This window comes from Gracilibacillus kekensis (assembly GCF_900143085.1).
GTDB lineage: Bacteria > Bacillota > Bacilli > Bacillales > Amphibacillaceae > Gracilibacillus > Gracilibacillus kekensis.
In genome coordinates this window covers 332,935-357,555 of record NZ_FRCZ01000002.1, presented here as the reverse complement: position 1 = coordinate 357,555, position 24,621 = coordinate 332,935, and the positions used below count along the sequence as shown (strand labels likewise).

Annotated in this window: 25 protein-coding genes; 21 read left to right on the top strand and 4 right to left on the bottom strand. The window is 36.4% G+C overall.

Translation table 11 applies throughout. From position 1 onward, the window contains the following. Positions 1–83: 83 nt before the first annotated feature. Complete coding sequence (locus BUC25_RS07235; RefSeq protein ID WP_073201200.1) at positions 84–1,811, top strand: methyl-accepting chemotaxis protein; 1,728 nt, start codon at positions 84–86, stop codon at positions 1,809–1,811. A 293-nt stretch (positions 1,812–2,104) separates the two neighbouring features. Continuing rightward, complete coding sequence (locus tag BUC25_RS07230; RefSeq protein ID WP_073201197.1) at positions 2,105–3,835, top strand: methyl-accepting chemotaxis protein; 1,731 nt, start codon at positions 2,105–2,107, stop codon at positions 3,833–3,835. A 428-nt stretch (positions 3,836–4,263) separates the two neighbouring features. Here BUC25_RS07230 and BUC25_RS07225 read toward each other — a convergent pair whose 3' ends face one another. Then, positions 4,264–5,304, bottom strand: coding sequence for an FUSC family protein (locus BUC25_RS07225; protein ID WP_073201195.1), 1,041 nt, complete (start codon positions 5,302–5,304; stop codon positions 4,264–4,266). 230 nt (positions 5,305–5,534) lie between these two features. Here BUC25_RS07225 and BUC25_RS07220 point away from each other — a divergent pair, with 230 nt between their 5' ends. The 3 genes from BUC25_RS07220 (at position 5,535) to BUC25_RS07210 (ending at position 7,878) form a co-directional block, all read left to right on the top strand. Beyond that, positions 5,535–5,969 carry an IDEAL domain-containing protein gene (locus tag BUC25_RS07220; RefSeq protein ID WP_244535157.1) on the top strand — a complete coding sequence of 145 codons (435 nt, stop codon included), beginning with the start codon at positions 5,535–5,537 and terminating at the stop codon, positions 5,967–5,969. Positions 5,970–6,094: 125 nt separating this feature from the next. After that, positions 6,095–6,868, top strand: a complete 774-nt coding sequence (locus BUC25_RS07215; RefSeq protein WP_073201192.1) for an SDR family oxidoreductase — start codon at positions 6,095–6,097, stop codon at positions 6,866–6,868. 14 nt (positions 6,869–6,882) lie between these two features. Beyond that, positions 6,883–7,878, top strand: coding sequence for a Gfo/Idh/MocA family protein (locus BUC25_RS07210; protein WP_073201189.1), 996 nt, complete (start codon positions 6,883–6,885; stop codon positions 7,876–7,878). A gap of 997 nt (positions 7,879–8,875) precedes the next feature. Here the strand turns inward: BUC25_RS07210 and BUC25_RS07205 are convergent. After that, positions 8,876–10,903, bottom strand: coding sequence for a penicillin-binding transpeptidase domain-containing protein (locus BUC25_RS07205; protein WP_073201187.1), 2,028 nt, complete (start codon positions 10,901–10,903; stop codon positions 8,876–8,878). A 111-nt stretch (positions 10,904–11,014) separates the two neighbouring features. Next, the gene (locus tag BUC25_RS07200; RefSeq protein ID WP_073201185.1) at positions 11,015–11,596 is read right to left on the bottom strand and encodes a class D sortase; all 582 of its coding nucleotides are present in this window, start codon (positions 11,594–11,596) and stop codon (positions 11,015–11,017) included. 303 nt (positions 11,597–11,899) lie between these two features. On the opposite strand from BUC25_RS07200, the gene BUC25_RS07195 reads away from it, so the two are divergent. The 3 genes from BUC25_RS07195 (at position 11,900) to BUC25_RS19320 (ending at position 13,120) form a co-directional block, all read left to right on the top strand. After that, entirely contained in the window at positions 11,900–12,226 is a 327-nt protein-coding gene (locus BUC25_RS07195; RefSeq protein WP_073201182.1) for a helix-turn-helix domain-containing protein, read from the top strand. 183 nt (positions 12,227–12,409) lie between these two features. Beyond that, complete coding sequence (locus BUC25_RS07190) at positions 12,410–12,913, top strand: VanZ family protein (protein WP_073201180.1); 504 nt, start codon at positions 12,410–12,412, stop codon at positions 12,911–12,913. 48 nt (positions 12,914–12,961) lie between these two features. Next, on the top strand, positions 12,962–13,120 hold the full coding sequence (locus tag BUC25_RS19320; RefSeq protein ID WP_170862659.1) for a hypothetical protein: 159 nt from the start codon (positions 12,962–12,964) through the stop codon (positions 13,118–13,120). Between the two features lie 164 nt (positions 13,121–13,284). On the opposite strand, the gene BUC25_RS07185 is transcribed toward BUC25_RS19320, so the two are convergent. Beyond that, a complete protein-coding gene (locus tag BUC25_RS07185; RefSeq protein ID WP_073201178.1) occupies positions 13,285–13,917 on the bottom strand; it encodes a YigZ family protein in 633 nt (210 codons plus the stop codon). A 159-nt stretch (positions 13,918–14,076) separates the two neighbouring features. On the opposite strand from BUC25_RS07185, the gene BUC25_RS07180 reads away from it, so the two are divergent. The 13 genes from BUC25_RS07180 (at position 14,077) to csrA (ending at position 24,552) form a co-directional block, all read left to right on the top strand. Beyond that, positions 14,077–15,222: a sensor histidine kinase gene (locus BUC25_RS07180; RefSeq protein WP_073201175.1), complete on the top strand. Its 1,146-nt coding sequence runs from the start codon at positions 14,077–14,079 to the stop codon at positions 15,220–15,222. A gap of 115 nt (positions 15,223–15,337) precedes the next feature. Further along, positions 15,338–16,039, top strand: coding sequence for a response regulator transcription factor (locus tag BUC25_RS07175; protein WP_073201173.1), 702 nt, complete (start codon positions 15,338–15,340; stop codon positions 16,037–16,039). A 399-nt stretch (positions 16,040–16,438) separates the two neighbouring features. Beyond that, positions 16,439–17,281 (top strand): DegV family protein, encoded by an 843-nt coding sequence (locus BUC25_RS07170; protein WP_073201171.1) that lies wholly within the window; start codon positions 16,439–16,441, stop codon positions 17,279–17,281. Between the two features lie 47 nt (positions 17,282–17,328). Continuing rightward, positions 17,329–18,666: an ATP-dependent helicase ComFA gene (locus BUC25_RS07165; protein ID WP_073201169.1), complete on the top strand. Its 1,338-nt coding sequence runs from the start codon at positions 17,329–17,331 to the stop codon at positions 18,664–18,666. Then, positions 18,663–19,355 (top strand): ComFC family protein, encoded by a 693-nt coding sequence (locus BUC25_RS07160; RefSeq protein ID WP_073201167.1) that lies wholly within the window; start codon positions 18,663–18,665, stop codon positions 19,353–19,355. The genes BUC25_RS07165 and BUC25_RS07160 overlap by 4 nt, the downstream gene beginning before the upstream one ends. A 62-nt stretch (positions 19,356–19,417) precedes the next feature. Beyond that, positions 19,418–19,825 (top strand): TIGR03826 family flagellar region protein, encoded by a 408-nt coding sequence (locus BUC25_RS07155; RefSeq protein WP_073201165.1) that lies wholly within the window; start codon positions 19,418–19,420, stop codon positions 19,823–19,825. A 187-nt stretch (positions 19,826–20,012) separates the two neighbouring features. After that, positions 20,013–20,270 carry a flagellar biosynthesis anti-sigma factor FlgM gene (flgM, locus tag BUC25_RS07150; protein ID WP_073201163.1) on the top strand — a complete coding sequence of 86 codons (258 nt, stop codon included), beginning with the start codon at positions 20,013–20,015 and terminating at the stop codon, positions 20,268–20,270. A 25-nt stretch (positions 20,271–20,295) separates the two neighbouring features. Continuing rightward, positions 20,296–20,793: a flagellar protein FlgN gene (locus BUC25_RS07145; RefSeq protein WP_073201161.1), complete on the top strand. Its 498-nt coding sequence runs from the start codon at positions 20,296–20,298 to the stop codon at positions 20,791–20,793. An 18-nt stretch (positions 20,794–20,811) separates the two neighbouring features. Further along, the gene (gene flgK / locus BUC25_RS07140) at positions 20,812–22,287 is read left to right on the top strand and encodes a flagellar hook-associated protein FlgK (protein ID WP_073201160.1); all 1,476 of its coding nucleotides are present in this window, start codon (positions 20,812–20,814) and stop codon (positions 22,285–22,287) included. Between the two features lie 10 nt (positions 22,288–22,297). Further along, positions 22,298–23,212 carry a flagellar hook-associated protein FlgL gene (flgL, locus tag BUC25_RS07135; RefSeq protein ID WP_073201157.1) on the top strand — a complete coding sequence of 305 codons (915 nt, stop codon included), beginning with the start codon at positions 22,298–22,300 and terminating at the stop codon, positions 23,210–23,212. Between the two features lie 58 nt (positions 23,213–23,270). Then, complete coding sequence (locus BUC25_RS07130; protein WP_073201155.1) at positions 23,271–23,861, top strand: DUF6470 family protein; 591 nt, start codon at positions 23,271–23,273, stop codon at positions 23,859–23,861. A 12-nt stretch (positions 23,862–23,873) separates the two neighbouring features. Further along, positions 23,874–24,320: a flagellar assembly protein FliW gene (fliW, locus tag BUC25_RS07125; protein WP_084543399.1), complete on the top strand. Its 447-nt coding sequence runs from the start codon at positions 23,874–23,876 to the stop codon at positions 24,318–24,320. Between the two features lies 1 nt (position 24,321). Next, positions 24,322–24,552: a carbon storage regulator CsrA gene (gene csrA / locus BUC25_RS07120; RefSeq protein ID WP_073201151.1), complete on the top strand. Its 231-nt coding sequence runs from the start codon at positions 24,322–24,324 to the stop codon at positions 24,550–24,552. The last annotated feature ends 69 nt before the right edge of the window (positions 24,553–24,621 follow it).

The following is a 24,621-nucleotide window of genomic DNA, read 5'->3' as shown; positions in this document are numbered from 1 at the left end:
ATGTTATAATAGTCAAATGTGTTTAAGTTTGTCAAAGAAAAAATGACAGCTAGAAATTATTTAATAGTAGGGGGAACTGTGTGATGAAATTTTCATCAAGAATAAAACTGAAAAAATTTCGTTTTAACGATGTAAAAATTGGGGCTAAGTATGGATGGATTCTTGGAATTGTATTAGCGTTATTTGCTATTTCTACAGTAGTAGTAGGGTTCTTTTTGCAAAATGTCCAGTCTGAGATTGATGCGATGGATCGCAGAGCAGACAGGGCTGCAAATGTAACCGAAATGGGATCATTAATTCGAGCAAAAAGTATTCGGGTCTATCAATATATGAATGAACCATCATCAGAATTAGTTAAGGAATTCAATGAAAGAAGAGATTTATTTAATGAGTTAAGAGATGATATAGAACCTACAATGGATACAGAAGCAGAAAAGTCTCTATTTACAATTATTACCGAACTGGATGAACAATTTAATCTCCGATTTGCTGAAGTAGTAACTTTTGTCAGCCAAGGAGATTTAGAAAACGCCGCACATGTTGCGGGGTCAGCTAATGATGCTCAGTTACAAACCGTAGAACAGTTGGACAAATTAAAAACATTAGTTAATGAGCAACGAAGTTTAGCCTCTGAATCTGCAACAGATAGTCAAACACGAGCTATAATTGCACTTATAATTGCGATTGTGATTTCCATCATTATAAGCATCATTTTAATAGTAATAGTTAACCGTATAATTGCAAAAAATTTAACGCAAGTGGTAGAAGTCAGTAATCAAATTGCGGATGGTAACTTAAGAGTAAACACAATTAATTATAATGGAAATGATGAAATAGGCCAATTAGCTAACTCCATGAATACAATGAGTGCGAACTTAAGAAACATTATTAAACAAGTATCTAATGTTTCAGATACGGTCAGTGCCCAAAGTGAAGAATTAAACCAGTCATCTAATGAAGTGAAAACAGGTACCGAACAAATCGCTTCGACTATGCAGGAATTAGCTTCCGGTACAGAAACACAAGCAAATCACGCAGGGGATGTCGCATCCAAGATGAGTGATTTTTCTCAAAAAGTACGTGAAGCAAATGAGAATGGTGATAAAATCGAAGCTGCTTCCACTTACGTTATCGGCATGACAGCTGATGGACAGGAAATGATGGAATCTTCGGTTAACCAAATGGGACGTGTGCATTCGATTGTGAAAGATGCGGTCGATAAAGTACGAGGACTAGACGGCCAAACAAAAGAGATATCAAAACTCGTAGCCGTTATTAAAGATATTGCAGAGCAAACGAACTTGTTAGCATTAAATGCTGCTATCGAATCTGCCAGAGCAGGAGAACATGGTAAAGGCTTTGCGGTCGTAGCCGATGAAGTTCGAAAATTAGCAGAACAGGTGGCAAGCTCTGTCACTGATATCACAGGGATTGTATCCGATATTCAAAACGAGTCATCCAGTGTTTCAGAATCGCTTGAAGCGGGTTATGGTGAAGTAGAAGCAGGTTCTGAGCAAATTGAGAAAACTGGAAAAACGTTTGTAAAGATAAATGACGCTGTTAATGATATGGTGGTTAGTATTCAAACAGTAACAACGAATCTTACGGAAATGACTACAAGCAGTGAAGAAATTAATGGTTCTGTAGAAGAGATTGCATCTATCTCTGAAGAATCTGCTGCAGGCGTAGAACAAACATCCGCTTCCGCCCAACAAGCGAGCAGTTCAATGGAAGAGGTTTCTTCTAACTCAGAAGAACTTGCCAAATTAGCAGAGGAATTAAACGGACTTGTAAGTCAATTCAAATTATAAGCAAAAAATCCCGTATCCGTCGATATGGGATTTTTCTGTTATAAGAAAAAATGTGAATCTATACAGTTAATCCGAATCATAATTACCACACAGGATATACATATTTATCTTTTTCCAATTTATTCGACAATGCTATTTAATATATAAAGTATTACTAAAGAATCACAAAAAGGTAAAAAGAACTACTAAAAGTGATGGTAATGTATACGTTATCGTGATAAAATAGATTTAGATTGTTACTTTTTGTCATTATACATACAGTAACACCGATACTGAAATTAGGGGGGATAATATTGAAGAAACTATTTAGTAAGTCTAAACGGACAAAGCTACGTTTTAGTAATTTAAAGATTGGTTCTAAATACGCATTCATATTATCGATTGTACTTGCACTATTTATTATTTCAGCAGTTGTTGTGGGATTTCTGTTGCAAAATATTCAAACCGAGATTGAGTCCATGGATAGACGGGGAGATCGAGCGGTAGATGTTACCGAAATGGGGTCACTCATACGCGCTAAAAGTATTCGTGTCTATCAATATATGGTTGATCCTTCTACAGAAGTGGAAGAAGAATATACGACTAGAAGTGAATTACTTGATACTCTAAAAGAAGAATTAAGACCAAGAATGAATACCGATACCGAAAAAGCGCTCTTTGAACAAATGGAAACATTGGATGACGAATTAAATCGTAAATTTAATGAAGTAATAGGGTATATGAGGCAAGGGGAAGAAGAAATAGCAACTAGAACTGCAGAAGAAGCTAATGCGATCCAGCTTGAAGCAGTACAGCATTTAAATCAACTAACCACTATCGTAAATGAAGATAAAGCGCTAGCTGCAAGAAATGCGAAAAACAGTCAGATGATTGCTTTAACATCGTTACTTATCGGCATTGCTATTTCGATCGTGATCAGCATCGTCCTGATTACAGTAATTAATCGAATGGTATCTAGAAATCTGAACAAAGTGGTAGCTGTTAGTAACCAAATATCAGATGGCGATTTACAAGTAGAAGAGATTCATTATCTTGGAAAAGATGAAATTGGACAACTAGCAAGCTCAATGAATACCATGAGTGCTAATCTTCGACAAATCATTGAACGTATCTCAAATGTATCTGACACAGTCAGTGCACAAAGTGATGGATTAAGTAAATCCGCCAATGAAGTAAAGTCTGGTACTGAGCAAATCGCTACTACGATGCAGGAGCTTGCTTCCGGTACTGAAACACAAGCAAATCATGCAGGTGATGTCGCTTCGAAAATGAGTGATTTCTCTCAAAAAGTAAAAGAAGCAAATGAAAACGGAGAGAAAATTGAAGGTGCATCCACGAACGTATTAGATATGACGCAGGATGGTCGGGAGATGATGTCATCATCCGTAACACAAATGAATCGGGTTAATACGATTGTAAAAGAAGCGGTGGAAAAAGTCCGTGGTCTTGATGGTCAGACGAAAGAGGTTTCAAAATTAGTGGCAGTCATTAAGGATATTGCTGAACAAACGAACCTATTAGCACTAAATGCAGCAATTGAATCTGCCAGGGCAGGGGAACATGGAAAAGGTTTTGCAGTAGTGGCAGATGAAGTCCGTAAATTAGCGGAGCAAGTAGCAAACTCTGTTACAGATATAACAGGCATTGTTGCCACCATTCAAAATGAATCTTCCGATGTTTCACAATCTTTAGAAGAAGGCTATGGAGAAGTGGAAGAAGGAACAACTCAAATAGAGAAAACAGGGGAAACCTTTGAACAGATTAATCATGCGGTAAACGACATGGTTGTAAGTATTCGAACAGTGACAGGTAATCTTTCTGAAATGACAGCAAGCAGTGAAGAAATTAATGGCTCTGTAGAAGAAATCGCGTCGATCTCTGAAGAATCAGCTGCAGGTGTCGAACAAACATCCTCTTCCGCACAACAAGCAAGTAGTTCAATGGAGGAAGTATCAACTAATTCAGATGAACTAGCAAAATTAGCAGAAGAATTAAACGGATTGGTAAGTCAGTTCAAACTATAACAAGAAACATCCCAGGCAAAATACTTGGGATGTTTTTGTTATAAGTAAAAGTATATAATCCGGGGCATCAAGGCATTTTCAATGTAGCCATTTTGAAATATAGTGTATATGAATCCTTCGCTCCGGCTGTCCACTTCCCTTTCCATGGCGTTTTCCCTTCAGCTAACTTTTTCGAGCACAAACCGCTCAAAAAAGTGGATCTTCAGGTAAAACGAATGCCATAGGAGTGGAAGCGGACGGCCTACACTATAAAGTGGTTCTACATCATTTGTGACAGCTAACTTGTCGAAGTTTATGAACAATATGAAATAAAAGTCTACACCCATTGTAGCGCATTATTTAGCGGAGGGGGCAAGTCGTAGCGGTTTTAAAGCTATTATCCATTTCAAAATTACTACTAAAAAGACCGGGTGGACTTCCGTTCTTTCTTATTTATCAAAATCTTTCTCACTTATTAAAATGTCATTGACGATATTATATATGGATAACAACTCATATAAAATAATAACTTCTGGGGTAAACAAGGTAGGGTTAGAATCATCACTCGGTTTTTTGCTTTCCCAAAATTGGTTCATTAATTTCTTCACTTGCTGGCGATATGCACTTGCTTTATAGTGGTCAGGATATTTCATAAAGTCAACCAATGTTTCCACCATTTGTACGATATCCTCGCATTCCTGCTTAGACCAGCAAACTTGTTGAATCGGCATATTTATTAAATTTCCCATATGATAGTGAATGAGTCGTAACCTGGTTAAATTTTTCTGTTCGTATTCAAATACATTTTTTGTTCGTGCATCTAAGCGGTGATATTTCGATTCGTCTGATTGAAAATCCAATAATTTATCCGTCTGATCTAATGTATGCTTTAAAGTGGCAAAGCGATAGTCAATTTCCGTCTTTTTACTTGTCAAATCTCCTTGACTAATTACTTGTTTCATAATCATTTCCAGTTCTTCACCGGTTTGTTTCAATAATTTATTGATATTGGTCATAATCTTTTTGGTATAGTTTGGTGGCAAAATAAACATATTAACCAATGTTGAAACAAGAAGGCCGGTTGTTGTCGTTCCCAGACGAATAAAGAAAGAGTAAAAGAAATTAGTATGGATCACTTCTATCATTGCGACAGAAGTTAATGTTGCCACAAGTAATCCATCATGTAAACCCAATCGATAGCAAGTAATGATCGTAAACAAGGCAGCCAACGTATATGTAATCGGGGAGTCACCAAATAAAAAGATAAAAAATACGGCATATGCAGAACCAATTGCTGACGCTGGAAAACGTACAATACCTTTTTTTATCGAGGCTGCTACCGTCGGTTCGATCGTGACAATTGCTGTAATTACGGCAAAAACAGGTGGCCAGCCGATCCACTCACATATTAAAGAAGTTAAAAAGACCGCTAAAGCTGTTTTGATGACTCTTCTCCCAAAAAGGCGATAACGTAACTTGAATAGTTTCATTACAGACAGACCCTTTCAAACAATCTATTCCATAGTATACAACATAAAGATATCTGTTTCCATGGTGATATTGAAAAAAAAGAACGTATCTTTTGCAATCAGAAAAAACTTTCTGTAAAATACTTGTAAACGCTTTCTTATTTGTCGCATATGATGTAGAATAAGAGGTATAGTTTCTAGTGTTGTTAAATGCTTTGTGAATTTTTGAGGAGGTGTTGATCTTGCTTTCTGTGAAAATGTTAAAACCCTATTACGTGAAGGAAGAGGATAAATATATTCGAGTGGTGTTAGCTTATCAATATTTTTCTTTATTGATGGAAGACGAAGTATATCATTTTCTTCCACTTGAAGCACGAGAAATCCGAATTAATCGCAAGACGCAAACAATAGAAAATCAGGATGCGGTGTTTGTATTTCAAAAAGGGAAACAGTACAATCGCATAACTTTAGCTGATTTAATGAAGGTTAAGGATTTTCAACAACACCTAACAACTATTTTAAGTCCATATATCATTATGAATGAATCAGAAGAAAAAACTGATAACATTGATCATGTCATCATCGAATTAGAAAGAAGTAACTTATTGCGTTTAATAGACAGAGCCTTAGATGAAAAAAATCCAACTAATTTTCAATTATATACGACAAAATTAAATGAAATGTAAACATGAAGTAGTAGTTGCACAAGCATCTGCTACTTTTACTTTTTGTCAAGCTGTAATTGATTGAATCCATGTTGCTTGCTATTGTAATCGCATACCTCGTAAAATAGTAGAGGAGGAGGTGTGACATGGATTTAGGAATTAAAGGTAAGAAGGTACTTGTCACAGCAGCGAGTAAAGGTCTCGGTAAAGCTTGTGCAAAGGCTTATGCAAATGAAAGCACGCAAGTATACATAGCAAGTAGAAATAAACAACAATTAGAACAGGCGAAAAAGGAAATTATCAAAGAAACTGGCAATCATCAGGTTTCCTCGATCGTTTGTGATCTTACTAAAGCGGAAGACATTAAAGAAATGATCACACGTATTGGAACGATTGACATTTTGATCAATAATGCAGGTGGGCCACCAGCTGGGAAATTTGACGATTTTGCTGACGAGGATTGGCAGCATGCTTTTGAGTTATTACTTATGAACATCATACGTACTGTTCGAGCAGTGACACCAGGTATGAAAGAACAACAATTTGGAAGAATTGTTAATATTACTTCTAGCTCGATGAAGCAGGCATTAGATGGCTTATTATTGTCAAATACCTTTCGGCCAGCAATTGTAGGTCTGTCAAAAAGCTTGTCACAAGAACTTGCTTCCGATAATATTCTAATCAATTCAGTCGGTCCAGGCACAATGGAAACAGATCGGATCCGTGATATCTTTAAACAACAAGCATCGACAGAATCAATCGAAGAGCGTTTACTAAAAGCAGGAGAACAGGTACCGATAGGCAGAATTGGCCAGCCAGATGAATTTGCTAAAGCCATTCTATTTCTAGGCTCTAAAGCAAATACATATATCACCGGTCAGACTTTAATCGTAGACGGTGGTGCAATGAAAACATTATAAGAGGAGAGATATCGATGAGTAAGTTACGATGGGGAGTTTTAAGCACAGCTCAAATTGGACGAACACAGGTAATACCAGCAATTCAACGATCCAATAATGGAGAAGTAGTCGCGATTGCTTCAAGAAACCAACAAAAAGCAGACGAGACAGCAATAGAACTAGGAATTCCAAAGACATATGATAGTTATGATTCTTTGTTAGATGATCCTAACATTGATGCCGTTTATATCCCATTACCGAACGCCATGCATAAAGAATGGATGATTCAAGCGGCTAATAAGAAAAAACATGTGCTTTGCGAAAAGCCTGTAGCAATCACCAATAGTGAATTAGATGAGATGCTCACAGCGTGTAAAAAGAATAATGTTGTATTTATGGAAGCATTTATGTATCAATTCCACCCTCAACATCAAAAAGTAAAACAATTAATTAAAGAAGGCGTGATTGGTGATGTTGCCTTTATGCGTGCAAGCTTTTCCTTTTATTTAGAAGACCGCTCCAATATTCGATTAAGCAATGAATTAGGAGGAGGCGCTATGTTCGATGTCGGGTGTTATACATTACATGCGATCCGTAACATTCTAGGTCAAGAGCCATCGAGTGTTTATGCAAGTGCAAATTATCATCCAAAGCTAAAAGTGGATATGACAATGACAGGCACATTAAACTTTGATAATGGTATTGTCACGTCGTTTGATACAAGTTTTGATAGTGTATCACGTGAAAGTTATGAAGTGGTAGGATCAAAAGGAAGTATTACTGTAACATCAGCCTTCCGTCCAGATACGAATGAAGACATGGCTGGTGAAATTATTGTAAGCAAAGACGACGGAACAACAGAAGTAGTAAAAGAGGCAGGGGATCAATATACCTTGATGGCAGAAGACTTTGCCGACGCCGTTCTTAATAATCAACCATTAACTTATGATTTAACAGCAATGCAAAACCAGATGAAAGTCTTAGATGCCGTATATGAAAGTAGTAAAAAAGGGGAAGTAGTAAAACTTTAATTTTCAGGAGCACAGTAGGTTTCTGCTGTGTCTTCTGTGTTATTTTGCAGGAAGGAAGAGAAAAATGTTACCATAAAACTCAATAAAATTATCCAAGCATCAAGCGTTATTACACCGACTGCCAGAACGTCATCCCCTGTACCAAATGGTATATGAGCGGTTTCGGCGATATGATTCAGGACAAACAGGAGAAACCAACCTCGAATTTCACCTCAATCAATCCCAAATATCTTCACTTCAATTTCTAAAAGGTTTGCGTTTAGAACATCATACTCCTTTTCAAATCGAAACATGCATTTGCGTAACTTTCTCCTGGAGCATAAAATTGAGCAACTACCAACCTTTACAGCTGCTGTATTCGTCAATCGTAATGCAGAATTGTAACTTCATGATTACCCCGAACGTTAACGTATTTTAACAGCACAGGCGATCCCTTCCTTTTTAGAAAAAATCAATGCGAATCATCAAGCAAAAATTTCACACTTTAAAAATCAAAAGATAGCATATTTTCTAACTAACAGGCACACAGAACCCTACTATCCGATTCTCGATAAGTATGGAATTGCTTGGAAGGATATTATTAAAGGAATTCGATGCCCAAATTGTCATCAATATGCTATGACAAGATCAAGGATGCGCTGGCAATGCCCACATTGTGGAGAAAGAAATACCAATGCACATCAGAAAGCCTTATATGAACTAGCATTACTGACGGATAACATGATTACGAATAAAAATGCAAGGACATTTCTACAGGTATCATCACCAGAAATAGTCAAAAAAATATTGCAAAAATCCCCGCTTGTTCGAGTAGGGAAGACAAAAGGCGCGTATTATAAACATAGTGATTTGGCTCCGTTTTTATAAAGTGCCCAAATAATGTGAAAAAGTGCCCGGATTCCTCGCCAAAGTGCCCGGAAAAATAAAAAAAGTGCCCGAATTATAGGAAAAAGTGCCCGAAATAATAAAAAAGAGCTAGCACTTGGCTAGCTCTTCCTTATTTAATCTCAGATAAGACGCTTCCTACTTTTTCGGCGACGTATCCACTTCCGTTACTTTTGTCTTCTATGTTTTCTACCATCATCGAGATGAGAATACTGTTATCTTCTGGATAACCGACAAACCAGCCATTCTCAGCAGCGCCTTTTTCTTCAAGAGTTTGTTTCAGCTCTGCTGTTCCTGTTTTACCAGATACGCTTAGTCCATTTACATTTGCACCACTTCCGGTTCCATCTGTTACTACAGAACGTAAAGCATCTTGAATAAAGTTGGCGTTTTCTTCAGATAATAATCCTTCCTTCCAGCTCTGTCCCTTTTCTTCATCTAATAAAAGGGTGGGCTGTACAAGGTTTCCGTTATTTAAGAAAGCCGAATAGCTTGTGGCTAACTGTAAGGCGCTCATTTCAATCTGTCCCTGACCATAGCTCGTATCGGCTAATAACACTTCACTACTCAAAGAGCCATCCGAGGAAATCGAGCTATCCTCAATCGGATAAGTGAAAGGAAATTCTTCGCCAATTCCAAATTGCTTTAAACCTTTTATAAAGCTTTCTTCTCCCATAGCTAGCGCCTGTTGAGCAAAATAGATATTATCAGAACGAACGAGTGCGTCTTTTAAATCTACTGGACCACTAGATTCTGATACACGTCGTACTGAATAATCTCCCCAGCCTTCTTTTTGCCATGTTAGACCATTAATTGTAATTCCTTCATTTGGATCAATGCTCCCATTTTCTAAACCAATCGCACTTGTAATTGGTTTAAAAACTGATCCAGGAGCAAAAGTTGCTGAAAAGCGATTTAATAAAGGATTTTTCGGATCTTTCTGCCACTCCGTCCATTGATCACCACTAAGTCCGTAGACAAATGCGTTTGGATCAAAGGAAGGGCTGCTGACTAATGCCAGTGTTTCGCCAGTCGTAGGATCAATCGCAGATGCTACCCCTGCATCACCACTAAACGAGTGAAAAATGCTTTCTTGTATCGAACTATCAATTGTTAAGTTAATATTATCTCCATTCTTTACTTCTTTTTTAGCTAAAGTGATTGGATCTTGCTCTTCTTTTGTCACATAAATTTCTACACCTTTTTCCCCACGTAACTCTTCTTCAAATAATTCTTCTAATCCGCGATAACCGATCATATCACTTTCGGAATAGATCTCACTATCGACTTCTTCTAATTTTTCAGCTGTGATTGGTGCAATATATCCAACAAGATGTGCTGCGGCTTCTCCTAAAGGATAAATTCTACCAGTCGGTGTTTGATATTTTAGTGGTGCTAAAGACGCTAATGCTTCTTCAAGGTCACCATTCAAGCTTGGAACAACTTTTAGTGGAACAAAAAGGTGTGGCTCTACCCAGCCCGCACTCATTGCAGAATCAATATCTTCAATCGAAATATTTAAGACTTCAGCAATTGCTTCTTTTTCCTCTTCTTCCTGTCCTTCAGTAAATAGTTGAGGCTCGACCCCGAATTCATAGACGCTTTCATTAACTGCTAGCCCACGTCGATTTCGATCATATATTTGACCACGAGAGGGTGCTGTAGTTGACATACCAACCTCACCGCCGTCTTCTAATTCTGGAAAAATCAAACCTTGATGCCAATTGACCAGCCAATCAATTTGTTCTTCCTCTTCTACAATTTCGGTTGTTTTTACCATTTCAATGTCTGTTTCAAAGGAGATAGGACCTGCTACGGTTTCCATGTTGACTTGCAGTGGAAAGGTTTTTTGTTCAATTTCCTCGATATCTACTTCTTCCTTTTCCTCACCAGTCTCCGGTATTTGAAAGTCAACAGAAAGGTCAGTAACTTCAATATCTCCATAAATTTTCTGATAACGATCAAACTCTTCTTTATCGGCGTTTTCGACCATGTTGTACATGTTTTCAAAATCTTGTTCATTCCATAAATCAACATATTCTTGTAAACGATCTTCTGGCATAATTTGTTCCTCGTCCTCTTGGCATGCAACCAGAAAAATCGCTAAACCTGCCATAAGTATAAGTATAGCTCTTCTCATTTATTTGGTCCCCCTTAAATAAGTGTAAAAAAAGCGTATTGTAAAATTCAATACGCTTCTGACTCATAAACGCTAACGAATAGTAATATAGTATCTCTAACCGATTGAAGTCTACTTTATTGGTTTGGCGTATATAATATATCTGTCTGGTGCATTTCCTACATATGAAAACGGGTAACAGGTTGTAATAACCAATTCTTCATCCGGTGCTGTAGATTTAATAATACTTGTATCATCCGCGTCTACTATTTTGGAGTCTACCATTTCATATTCAAATTCTCCATATGGAAGATGAATTATAAAGGTATCACCGATCTCAACTTCGCCTAAGCTGCGAAATACGGTATCGCGATGTCCTGATAGTACAATTTGATCGTTTTGCTCAGGATAGGCAGATCCACGGTAGTGGCCAACACCTTGTTCTAATTCATCAGGATCCGTTCCTTCTACGATTGGAAGTTCTGCTTCAAGTGTTGGAATTGTTAACATTCCAACTTTATCGCCAGTTTCTGGAAAGAAATTCTCAGGTGAAGCTTTCTTGGCTTCATTCGTTTCTTTAGAGGATTGCTCAAGTAATGCTTTAACTTCGGTCATCGCCTGTTTTTCGGCGGCTTGAATTTTGAAATATTGATACCCACCAATTCCAAGTAATACAAATCCAGCAAGGATAAAAAGTAGAGCTACTTTTTTCATATGATTTAACACCTCTTTAATATGTATTATCCATATTATACTAATAATATAGCAAAATTGCACGTGTTTGAGAACGAAGAATTTTGGTTAAATTAGTATAGTGAGAATAGATATGAAATTCAAAGATAGGTTATGACGTTTTAACGAATTGTATACCGGGACTTTAGTCTAGTTTTTGATCAAAAATCCATTAAATAGTCATAAACCCTTGCATATTTCGACAAAAAGTCGTAACTTTATATAGAACGAATATGTATAATATGATATAATAAAAATCGTTATTAAGAAAGAAGGTGAATTGTTGTGATTGGTCCCAAGATTCAAGAGTTAAGGAAAAGAAAGCGTATGTCATTATCAGAAGTTGCAGAACAAGCAGGAGTCGCCAAATCGTATTTAAGTTCCATTGAACGTGGAATTCAATCAAATCCTTCTATTCAATTTATGGAGAAGGTTGGAAAAGTATTAGGTGTATCTGTGAATGAGTTGTTAATGTCACAATCTGATGAAGAAATTAAAGAAAATTTAGATGATGAATGGTTACGACTTGCGGAAGATGCAATGAACTCCGGGGTCTCCAAACAAGAATTTAAAGAATTTCTGGAATTTAATAAGTGGAAACAAAATCAATAGAGATTTGAATTATAGATTGTATAGTCGGCGACTGGAAAGTAGGAGCTGGCTATTTTTGTTTGTTCAAAGGCTTTTGTAACTAAAAAATGGATAGCGATGGTTGATCATGTCATAATAGGTTTTGAGAATAATAGTAAACAGTACATAGCGAAAAATTAAATTTTTGGATAGAGGAGTTTTAAGATGAAGAAAATAGGGTATTGGTTACTTCCAATTCTATGGATGGCAATTATCTATTATTCATCCGATCAGCCATACCAGGAGCAGGATATTAAACCTTTTTTATCAGATTATATCAATCTATCTTTTTTAGAACCTTATTTACAATCAATCACATTTACTTATAATCAATCAGTCGTGAGTGTAGATCAATTAGGTTTGGCTGGATTTATCGAATTTTTCATTCGTAAAGGTGCACATGTTGGGGTTTTTATGGTGTTGTGTATCTGGTTTTATCTTGCAATTCGGCAAACAAGTAAATATAGTAATCACAGAACTTCAAGTATTTTTGCATTTTCTGCAACTTTACTGTACGCTATATTTGATGAATGGCACCAGGGATGGACACCTAATCGCACACCGTACATTGGAGATGTTCTTCTAGACGGCTTCGGTGCATTATTAGCTGTTATGTTGATACTGTTCATCTTTCGAAAAAATAACAAATCTAACAAGTTACGAAAATAGAGGCAACTTCATATTTTAATATAAGGATAGCAAAAGGGGCTGAGATAGTTGACAGAGCAGGATATATATCGATCGATTCTTCAAAAAATGTTAGATCAAACGGAAAGAAAACAAATCGATAACTCTCAAGATTTTATTAAAAAATTAACAAACGAGATTAAACAAGCGAAAGTTTCAACTATTCAAGAAAATTTATCACGTCACTAACTTTCTATAGAACTCTTTATGAAAGTGTATGTATCTCAAGAATAAACAAACACTAAAATACTGGTCATAAACTAATAACATTATGAAATGCAAAACAACTGGAATATAAGAGCTTCGTCCTGAAGTCTCCTATATTCCAGTTGCAATATTTCCTGGGAAATAGCTTAAACGTCTAGTTCTATGTAAGATTCTTCACCTGTCGTTAAATCTGCCGTACCACTCGTTAAATCTGTTATCCAATCATTAAAGATATCTTCCTCCCCGATAAGAACTCGAACATCCATTGTCACATTATCTAAATATTCGATGTTTTCTAACAAATAATTTGAATTTCGCAGTTCGTTTTCGATTTTACCTAGCATGGTATAGTCAACCTTGACATGGAAGGTTTGCATTCTTTTTCTTTCCACTACTCCAGTAGTATTAATAGTTAATGTTGTTGTACTCGAATAAGCACGAATTAAACCTCCTGCTCCAAGTTTCGTTCCTCCAAAATAACGAGTTATTACAACGACAGTGTCTTTTAATTCCCTTTTTTTTAATACTTCCATTATAGGAACGCCTGCTGTACCACTAGGTTCCCCATCATCGTTTGCCTTTTGGATTTGATCATGTTCACCGATCATATAGGCAGAGCAATTATGATTGGCATCGGCATGTTTCTTTTTAATTGCCTGGATGAAGTCCTGAGCCTCTTGCTCAGAGCTCACCCGTTTTACATAACCAATAAAACGCGATTTCTGAATAATCAGTTGATCAGATCCTTCGGCTTTAACTGTAAAATATCGTTCCAACATAAAAAAATCTCCTTCAATTTGGGATTAAAGTTGTATTCTTAAAAACAACAAGTGTAAAATAAATGTAATAGGGAATAAAGAATATTAAAACCACCCCCTAAAAAAGAACTACATATTTCGTATCGTATGAATGACACTAGATAGTGAGGGTTTTTATATATGGGAAATAATGACCGTACATTAAATTATATAATAGAAGAGATGATAGATACAGTAAAAAACAGCAAAGATGAAGTCTTTCAAATTGCTGAAGATTCTCGTAAAGAACATGAGAATCTAAGTAAGGAACTTGCTATTTTAAAAGAGGAAGTTGCTATCGTCATCGACGAAGGAGATCAATTAGATAAGAATGCCAAGCTAGCCAGGCAAAAACTTTCCACGGTTAGTAAGAATTTTCATCAATATTCTGAGGCGGAAATAAGGAAAGTATATGACCATGCCCATCACCTTCAAACAGAGCTAGTTGTCACACGTAAAAAAGAGAAAAATTTACGGGAACGAAGAGATGAGATTGAGTTACGATTAAAATCCATTGAACAAATGGTAGAACGTGCGGAAGGATTGGTTGGTAAAATATCAATTGTACTTAATTATCTTAGTGAAGATTTTAAGCAAGTAACCGATTTGATCCATGATGCCCAGGAAAAACAACAATTTGGTTTGAAAATTATTGAAGCTCAAGAAGAAGAACGAAGACGCTTATCAAGAGAAATGCATGATGGACCTGCACAGATGTTAGCTAATATTATGTTGCGGTCCGAAATCATTGATCGCACTTACAAAAAAGGAGATATCGATAATGCGGTTCAGGAAATGCGTGGTGTTCGAAAGCTGGTTCGGGATTCGTTACATGAAGTGAGACGTATTATTTATGATCTAAGACCGATGGCATTGGATGACCTTGGATTAATTCCAACTATTAAAAAATATATTTCGACGTTAGAAGATCAACATCCAAATATACATTTCAGCTATAAATCATTTGATCAACGATTAGATAGTCAATACGAAGTCGCTTTATTCCGTCTAATCCAGGAATCAATCCAAAATGCAATCAAACATGCAGAGGCAAGTGAAATTAAGGTCAATTTGGATATCACTTGTGATAGGATTTTCGTTGGCATTTCTGATAACGGCAAGGGATTTGATCAATCTCAGAAAAAAGAAAAATCTTTTGGTATAATAGGGATGCAGGAACGTATTGAAATGCTTGGAGGAGACGTTAGAATCAATAGTATAGTAGGAGAGGGTACACAAGTTTTCTTTAAAATTCCATTAAACCAAGAAAATATTCATGCAAATTAACAAAAATTAGGTATAATAGTAGGGATGATGAACAAGTAAGCAGATAGAAATAATACAACAAAAGTAATCGCAGATGGAGCAAAAACTAATCAAAATATGTAGGAGGATTTTAACTATGACAACCAATATTGTATTAATCGACGACCACAAGTTGTTTCGTGAAGGTGTAAAAAGAATTTTAGAATTGGAAGATGGTTTTAACGTATTAGCTGAGGGTGATGATGGTTCAGCAGCAATAGATCTAGTAAAAAAATATAAACCCGATGTAGTGCTAATGGATATTAATATGCCTGGAGTAAATGGGGTAGAAGCTACTGCTGAATTATTAGAAAAATATCCTGGAGTTAAAGTAATTATTTTGTCGATTCATGACGACGAAAACTATGTGACGCACGCTTTGAAATCAGGTGCACAAGGTTATCTTTTAAAAGAGATGGACTCAGACGCTTTAATTGATGCTATTTCAGTAGTATCTGAAGGTGGTTCTTATCTTCATCCAAAGGTCACTCATAATCTTGTGAAAGAATATCGAAGACTTGTATCAGAGGAAGATGCTTTATATGATTCGGACAACACGTTATCCAGATTAAAAGATATTGAGCACCGTAAACCGCTACACCTTTTAACTAGACGTGAATGCCAGGTATTACAATTGTTAGCAGAAGGCAAAAGTAACAAAGGTATTTCTGAATCACTGTATATTAGTGAAAAGACAGTAAAAAACCATGTGAGTAGTATTTTACAAAAAATGAAAGTAAAAGACCGTACCCAGGCAGTTGTTATTTCTATTAAAAAAGGCTGGGTTGAAATATTATAAAAAAAAGTCCCTGAAAAGGGGCTTTTTTTATGAGTAAAGAAAGTATATAATCCGCGGTATCAACGCTTTTTCAATGTAACTATTTTGAAATATAGTTACTATTAATCCATCGCTTCGGCTGTCCACTTCCCTTTCCATGGCGTTTTCTCTTCAGCTAACTTTTTCGAGCACAAACCGTTCAAAAAAGTTAGCTGAAGACACGTCCCTTGGAAAGCGAAGTGGGCAAGCCGTAGCGTGTTTTAAAGCTATAACCCATTCCAAAATTACTATTAAAAGACCGGGTTGGCCTTTCTAGTTTTTCGTAATTACTCCTATTAGTTTGGACTATGCAAACTACACAATATTAGGTAGAATATAATAAGCATATCCAATATAAAAGTAGAAAGGTACGATAAAAACATGACAGTAGCTATTATTACCGATAGTACCGCATATATATCAGAATCACAAAGAAATGAAATGAATATACATATGGTCCCACTAAATGTAGTCTTTGGTACCGAATCTTATCAGGAAGAAATCGACATTACAACAGAAGGATTTTACCCAAAAGTTAAAGAAGTAGAACAATTACCGAAAACATCGCAACCATCGATCGGTATCATCACCGAAAAGTTAAAAGCGTTAGCAAAAGACTACGAGCAAATCATCTTTATCACATTATCAAGTGGAATTAGCGGTACTTTTCAATCTGTCGTGACTGCTCAGGCAATGGTAGAAGAAGTGGAAGTATTTCCATTCGACTCTGAAATCAGTTGTATGGCACAAGGCTTTTATGTATTAGAAGCTGCCGAAATGGCCAATAATGGTCTGGAAGCCGAATCGATAATGAAAAGGCTCCATCAAATGAAAACATCACTAAGAGCATATTTTATGGCCGATGACTTAACACATCTTCATCGTGGTGGCCGTTTAAATGGTGCCCAAGCATTGATTGGTAGTATGCTTCAAGTCAAACCGATTCTTCATTTTGAAGATACGAAAATTGTTCCATATGAAAAGATTAGAACGAAGAAAAAGGCATTAAAGCGCATTTTTCAATTATTTGAAGAAGATGCATCCATTGGCTCACCAATTAAAGCTACGGTTATTCATGCCAACCGAGAAGCGGAAGCAGTGGAATTAAAACACCAGTTAGAATCTCGTTTTGACAATGTTGATGTATGTGTCAGTTATTTTGGCCCGGTTATTGGAACCCACTTGGGTGAAGGAGCACTTGGCCTTGGCTGGTATAAAAAATAGAAAGGTGGGTTTTCCCGCCTTTGTACCCAAAAAAAAGGGGGAAGTTGATGAATTTTACCGATGTCCTCGCTGGAAAACTTTTGTTACCTCAGGAAATTCCACTTAGTATACCTACAATAGCTTATTTACAACGGACCAATCAGATCTCACAACTCCCGAGTATTAAACAAAAATACAATCGATACCAATGTTTGCGTTGTGGCAATAGTAAACAATCATTATTTGCCAATTTGCCATGTGCCCGATGTCATAACCGACATGTTTATTGTCGACATTGTATCGCAACCGGCAGAGTGTTAGCATGTGAAAACCTCACTATCTGGGCGGGTGATCCACCGACATGGCCAAAACAAATAAAACCTTGTAACTGGAAAGGCACCTTAACCAAACATCAACGACAGGCAGCAGAAACATTAAAAAATGCTTTAGAGTCCCGTCAGCCAGAACAATTAGTATGGGCCGTTTGTGGATCAGGAAAAACAGAAATGCTTTTTCCAGTTATCGAAGCTGCAATTAAGGATAATCTGCGGATAGGTATTGCAACACCTAGAGCGGATGTTGTAAGAGAACTTTTCCCGAGAATGCACCAGGCTTTTCCTCAGACTGCAATCGAAGCTTTATATGCTGATTCCCCTGACCGAACCGGCACAGGTCAACTAGTCATCAGTACCACACACCAATTAATCCGCTATCAAGAGGCTTTTGACCTAATGATTATTGATGAAATTGATGCCTTCCCCTTTCACCACGATTCAACACTTCCTTTTTTGGCAAACAGAGCATGCAAAAAAGTTGCCAGTAAAATCTACTTAACAGCAACCCCGAGACCGAGCCAGCAAAAGCAAATCACTAAAAAGAAGCTACCCACCATTTTTATTCCGGTCCGTTACCATGGCCATCCCTTACCAATACCTCAACCGCAAATCGAGTGGAATTTAAAGAAAAAGCTAGAACGAGGAAACACGCCGAATGCACTTCAACAGTTTATGGATAATCGTCCAAACATACGCCAGTTATTGATTTTTGTTCCTAGTATTGCAATTTTGGATAAAGCATCTACTCTACTAAATGCGGTGTCTGTTCATGCAGGAGATCCCGATAGAAAAGAGAAAGTTCTGGATTTTCGTCAAAAAAAATTAGACATTCTTGTTACCACTACGATTTTAGAACGTGGTGTAACATTCCCTTCAGTTGATGTTGTGGTACTTGATGCAGGTCATGGTGTTTTTGATGAAGCAGCCTTAGTCCAAATTGCCGGGAGAGCAGGGAGAAGTCCAGAAGATCCGACAGGTGAAGTAGTGCTGATCCATCAAGGAAAAACAAATGCCATCGAGCAAGCCATTGCGCAAATTAAAATGATGAACAGGAAGGGGGCTAATCTATGAATTGTCTCTATTGCCAGGAGGTGATCGATCAACCAGTAACATGGTCTACACTTTTACATCCAGTTCACACCAATCATTTATGTCAGGGTTGCAGATCCGAACTTCAAAAAATAGCGGATGAGATTTGTAATAAATGCGGGAGATCGAGTAATGAAAGTCTTTGTCCTGATTGTCAGCAATGGTTAAATAGCAATGATTATCAATCTGTCCTCATATATAACCGGTCCATTTACCAATACACTTCGTTTATGCAGGAGGTTGTCTCGCAATGGAAATATCGAGGCGATTATCACTTAATTTCTATTTTCGAGAAGGATATTTTCGAAAAAATCTCAGAACTTTATCAAAGTAAATCTCTGACAATTGTCCCTATACCGTTAACCAGAGAGAGATTGTACGAACGAGCATTTAATCTATCATTAGCAATCGCTGAAATTATTGCAATGAAGACGAAAATGCCAATTGTACAAGCATTAGAGAGAAATTCAGAGCTATCAGAAAAACAGTCCAAAAAATCGAGAAAAGAACGGATGGCCACAAAAAATCCATTTCGATTAACAAAATCGCTTCAAACCGACATCCTTCTTGTCGATGATATATATACAACGGGTATGACAATTCATCATGCAGCCAAAGTATTAAAAGGTGCAGGATCCGCAAATATCTACAGCTTTACATTAATTAGATAGTTCTATCAACCTATCTAATTATGATATAATAGAACAAAAATAGATAAAGAGGGGTGTTAATGATGAGCGAATTAGCAAATTGCGCTAGATGTGATAAAGTTTTTGTTAAAACAACTAAAGTGGTCTGTCCAGAATGTGTAAAGGAAGACGAAAAACTATTTCAAATCGTCTATAACTTTTTAAAGAAGCGTGAAAATCGACAGGCAACCATCCCAGAAATTGTAGAGGCAACAGAAGTGAGAGAGGACATTATACTACAGTTCGTCAAAGATAATAGATTACGTTCGACACAGTTTCCGAATTTAAGCTTTCCATGTGAGCGTTGCGGTGAACCTATTGCACAGGGGAAATTATGTGAAGGTTGTACTTCTGATATCTCTTCAGATTTACGTCATGAGCAAGAACTGGAACGAATTAAACGACGCAATGATAATGAAAAAAACAAGGTGCGTACCTACTTTACAAAATAATAACTTTATGTTCCCCTAAATGATTTAGGGGATTTTTTTTGTCAAAGCAAGGTCATTCTAATACTTTCGACCTCTTCTCATTATCACTACAGTCAGATATACTAAAAGAATTATTAAACATTTATTGCAATCGTCCGATATAATAGATAAATCACTACGTGCGAACAAAGGAAAGAGGTGAAAGGTCTTGAAAATATATGGACCCAACCATTCAAATATCAACCCTTATCACAACCAGAAAAACATACAAAAAAACGATGCAAAATCGACTGGCGGAGCCCATAAGCCAGATCAGCTGGAAATATCCGATAAAGCTTTAAAAATGCAACAAAAAGACGCTCGCCAAACATATGTTAATGAGATTAAACAACAGGTGGATAATGGTGAGTATAATGTCAATACTCAAGAAACAGCGAAAAAGATTTTGAATTTCTGGAAAGTATAATTGAAAGAAAAAGGAGCAGGCGTTTATGTCCGTTCAGAACATTATAAAACATCTTACTAAATTAATTGAGTTACATGATAGCTTACTGCAGGTTTCACGTAATAAAACCGAAATTTTAAAAGAGAATAAAATAGATGCTCTGCAAAAATTATTAGTGCAAGAGCAAAAACACGTAAAAGCGATTAACCAAATCGAACAAAAAAGAATCGAAGCAGTTGCAAGCTGGGCCAATGAAAACAATCTTGATCCAGAAGCTATCACAGTATCATCAATTATTGAAGACTTTACAACTGGAACGGATCAACAGGAATTAGAGAAAGTTACCTTAAAACTTGCTGAACAATTAATGGAACTACGCATGCAAGAAGATTTAAATAAACAGTTAACCCAGCAATCCATGCAATTCGTGCAGATAACACTAGATATGATGCAGCCATCAATGAAAAATATCAACTATGGCAAGTCTAAACAACAATCCGCAGACGCTGTATCAAAACGTTCAGCTTTTGATTCAAGAGCTTAAATTAGGAGGAATATCTCAATGGCATCAACTTTTAACGGTTTAGAAGTCGCCAAACGTGCTTTACATACACAACAAGCGGCATTATATACAACAGGTCACAACATATCAAATGCGAATACAGAAGGGTACACAAGACAGCGTGTCAATATGCAAGCGAGTTCTCCGTACCCGCCAGCATCGCGAAACAGACCAGAAATACCTGGACAGGTTGGTAGTGGGGTAGAAGTTGGATCTGTCGAGCGGATTCGTGATAGTTTTATTGATAAGCAATATAGACAGGAAAACACAAAGGTAGGATATTATACATCTAAAGCAGAAATGATGAGTCAAATGGAGGACATTTTAAATGAACCTTCTGATGAAGGACTGGCAAAAACAATGGATCAGTTCTGGGAGTCATTAGAAGACTTGTCAGTCAATCCTGAAGATTCTGGAGCGCGTTCTGTAGTATTAGAACGCGGGAAATCAGTAGCTGAAACATTTCAATACTTGAATAGTTCTTTAGAAGGGGTACGAGATAATTTAAGAAATGAAATCTCAGTGGACAATACAGAAGTGAATTCATTAATTGATCAAATTAGTCAACTTAATGGTCAGATTGAAAAGATTGAACCACATGGATATGTTCCCAATGACTTATATGATAAAAGAGATAAGTTGATAGATGAATTATCAGAATACGCAGACATAGAGGTTAGCTATGAACCTGCCGGTGGGAACCCTAGTCCCCTTGCACAAGGAAATGTGACAATTAAAATTACAGAAGGTTTATCAAGTGAAGTAAAATTAATTGATGGGGCTACTGGTGATGTTAATCATTTTACTGTCTCTACAGATAATACTACTGGTGATGTAGATCAAATTTCTATTGGAACAAATAATTTTGATCCTGAAGATTATAATGTAAATGGAAAATTAAAAGCATTAATAGAAGGTGTAGGCTATACGGATGGTGGTAATGCTGTAGGGGAATATAAGCAGATGCTAACTGATCTTGATACCTTAGCAGAAAACTTTATTAATGAATTTAATGCAGTACACCAAACTGGTTACTCATATAACGGTGATCAAAATATTAATTTCTTTAGTGGTTCTTCAGCAAGTACAATTGAAGTAGCAATTGACGATGAATTTGATATTGCGGCAGGTAATACGGATGCCCAAGGTGATGGAGAGAATGCCGTTGACTTGTCTAATGTATATACTGAAGCAGGAGTCATAAATGGTGACTCATCGATTAAAGGATATTATGAATCAGTGATTGGAAAAATGGGCGTAAATGCAGAAGAGGCTAATCGTATGCAAAGTAACTCTGAAGTATTAAAACAACAAGTTCAGGAAAACAGACAATCAATCAGCTCTGTTTCCTTAGATGAAGAAATGACAAACTTAATCCAATATCAGCATGCGTACAATGCTGCGGCACGTAATATGACCGCAGTAGATGAAATGTTAGATCGAATTATAAATAATATGGGACTAGTAGGGAGGTAAGTAAACTAAAATGCGTGTAACTCAAGGTATGTTAAGCCATAATTCTTTACGTAATTTAAGTAACAGTTATCAAAGCTTAGGTAAATATATGGATCAATTATCTACAGGTAAAAAAATCAACCGACCGTCTGATGATCCGGTAGTAGCAATGAAAGGTATGAATTATCGCTCCATGGTTAGTAATGTCGAACAATATGAACGAAACTTAGGTGAAGTTCATAATTGGATGGATAATTCGGATAATGCACTAGATAAAGCAAATGATGTACTTGAACGTTTAAGAGAAATAGCAGTCCAAGGTGCTAATGGCACATATGAAGAAGAACAAAGAGAAAATATGGCAGAAGAAGTAGATCAGTTGCGAAGTCATTTGGAAGATCTCGCTAATTCAAAAGTGAACAATAAGTATTTATTTAATGGGGCAGGTACGACAGGAGTGGAAAATGCAACCGGTGATTATGAACCGCCATATGAAATAGCTGCAGATGGTTCAAATAATAACGCTCCGAATAATAATGATCCTGTACGAATAGAAGTATCTGATGGTAATAAGGTACAAGTTAATGTGAACCCTAGTGAATTTTTTGATACAAGTATTTTCACTGATATAACTAATTTTTCTAATGAATTAAAAAATGGAACAGATGATGAGGCAATTGGAGACTATATTGGCGTGATAGACACACACATTGATAATAATGTGAATGCTCGTGCAGACTTGGGTGCTCGTCAAAGCCGGGTAGAATTAGTAGAAAATCGTTTGACACAACAGCAAGTAACTGCAAAAGACATGATGTCAAAAAATGAAGATGCTGACATAGAGGAAGTTATTATGAACTTAACATCACAAGAATCAATTCATCGTGCTGCTTTAAGTGCGGGTGCGCGCATAATACAACCATCATTATTAGACTTCTTACGTTAACTAAAAAGCCTTGCCTTTGAGAAAAGGTGAGGCTTTTTCTCAAAGGAGAGAATAATAAATGAGATTACCCCAAATACGGATTCAATCACAAGACGCTAAATTAGGGTTACAAATAAAGAATGCACAATTAACCGTTGAATCAGGTGCAGCGAAACAAACAATACAACAGCCACAAGCTGACATTCAAATTAGGACAACCCCCGGTAAATTAACAATCGACCAATCAAAAGCACTTGCAGATGTTGGGATAATTCCGACAGAACAATCAGTTAAAAAAAATGCTAATGAAGCGATGCGAGATGCTATAGAGGGTTCTAAAAAAAGACGCCATCAAGGAGATATGTTAATGAAAATTGAAAATGATGGAGAGCCTTTAGCAGTAATCGCCAAACAATATGGTCATAAACCAATTAAGAACTTTAATATTGGATGGATACCTTCTGGTAATGGTGTGAAGTTTGACTATGAACCTGCAAAAGTAGAAATTAATAATAGAGCGAATCAACCAATCATAAATGTAGAACCTACAGAGAATCAATTTTATTACCAACGAGGTGGTGTTGAAAACTATCTCGAACAAAAAAAATGGATAGATATTGATTTTGTGAATGTAAACTACGTAGGTAACAATTTTGAAATGGAAATTTAGAAGGGTGAGATTATGCAAATTAAGACAAAGTATTTTGGAGAAATGAATATCGAACAAGAACAAATGATTTATTTTCCTCATGGACTTCCTGGATTCCAAGATGAAAAGGAATTTGTAGTGCTAAATTTTGAAGAAAATGGTTTGTTTAATGTACTTCAGTCAACAAGAGCAATGGATCCTGCCTTTATTGTTATCGATCCTTTTTTATTTGTGAAAAATTTTGAAATTGATATAAATCAAGCAACAATTGATCAACTAGAAATTAACAAAAAAGAAGAGGTAATAGTTTTATCTATTGTTACCGTTAAAGAACCTTTGAAATTAAGTACAGCAAATTTAAATGCACCACTTGTTATAAATCAATCGAAAAAAATAGGTAAACAATATATTATATCAGGTTCTATTTATTCAACACGAGAGCAAATATTCACAAAAACCTCTAGGAAAGAGGGGGAATAAGATGCTTGTTTTGTCAAGGAAAGCAAATGAAGCGATTAAAATAGGTAATGATATAGAAATAAAAGTAATAGCAGTGGATGGTGAGCAAGTAAAGTTAGGAATAAGTGCACCTATGAATGTGGAGGTGCATCGAAAAGAAATCTTTGATCTCATACAAGATGAAAATAGTCATGCAGCTAATTTATCATCAAATATTATCGATTTAATAAAAAAAAATGATGAAAAGTCCTAAACATCTAGAAAATATCACCGATATTATAATTAGTAGCTAATAAGTGACTGGCGGCCGCTTTCACTAATT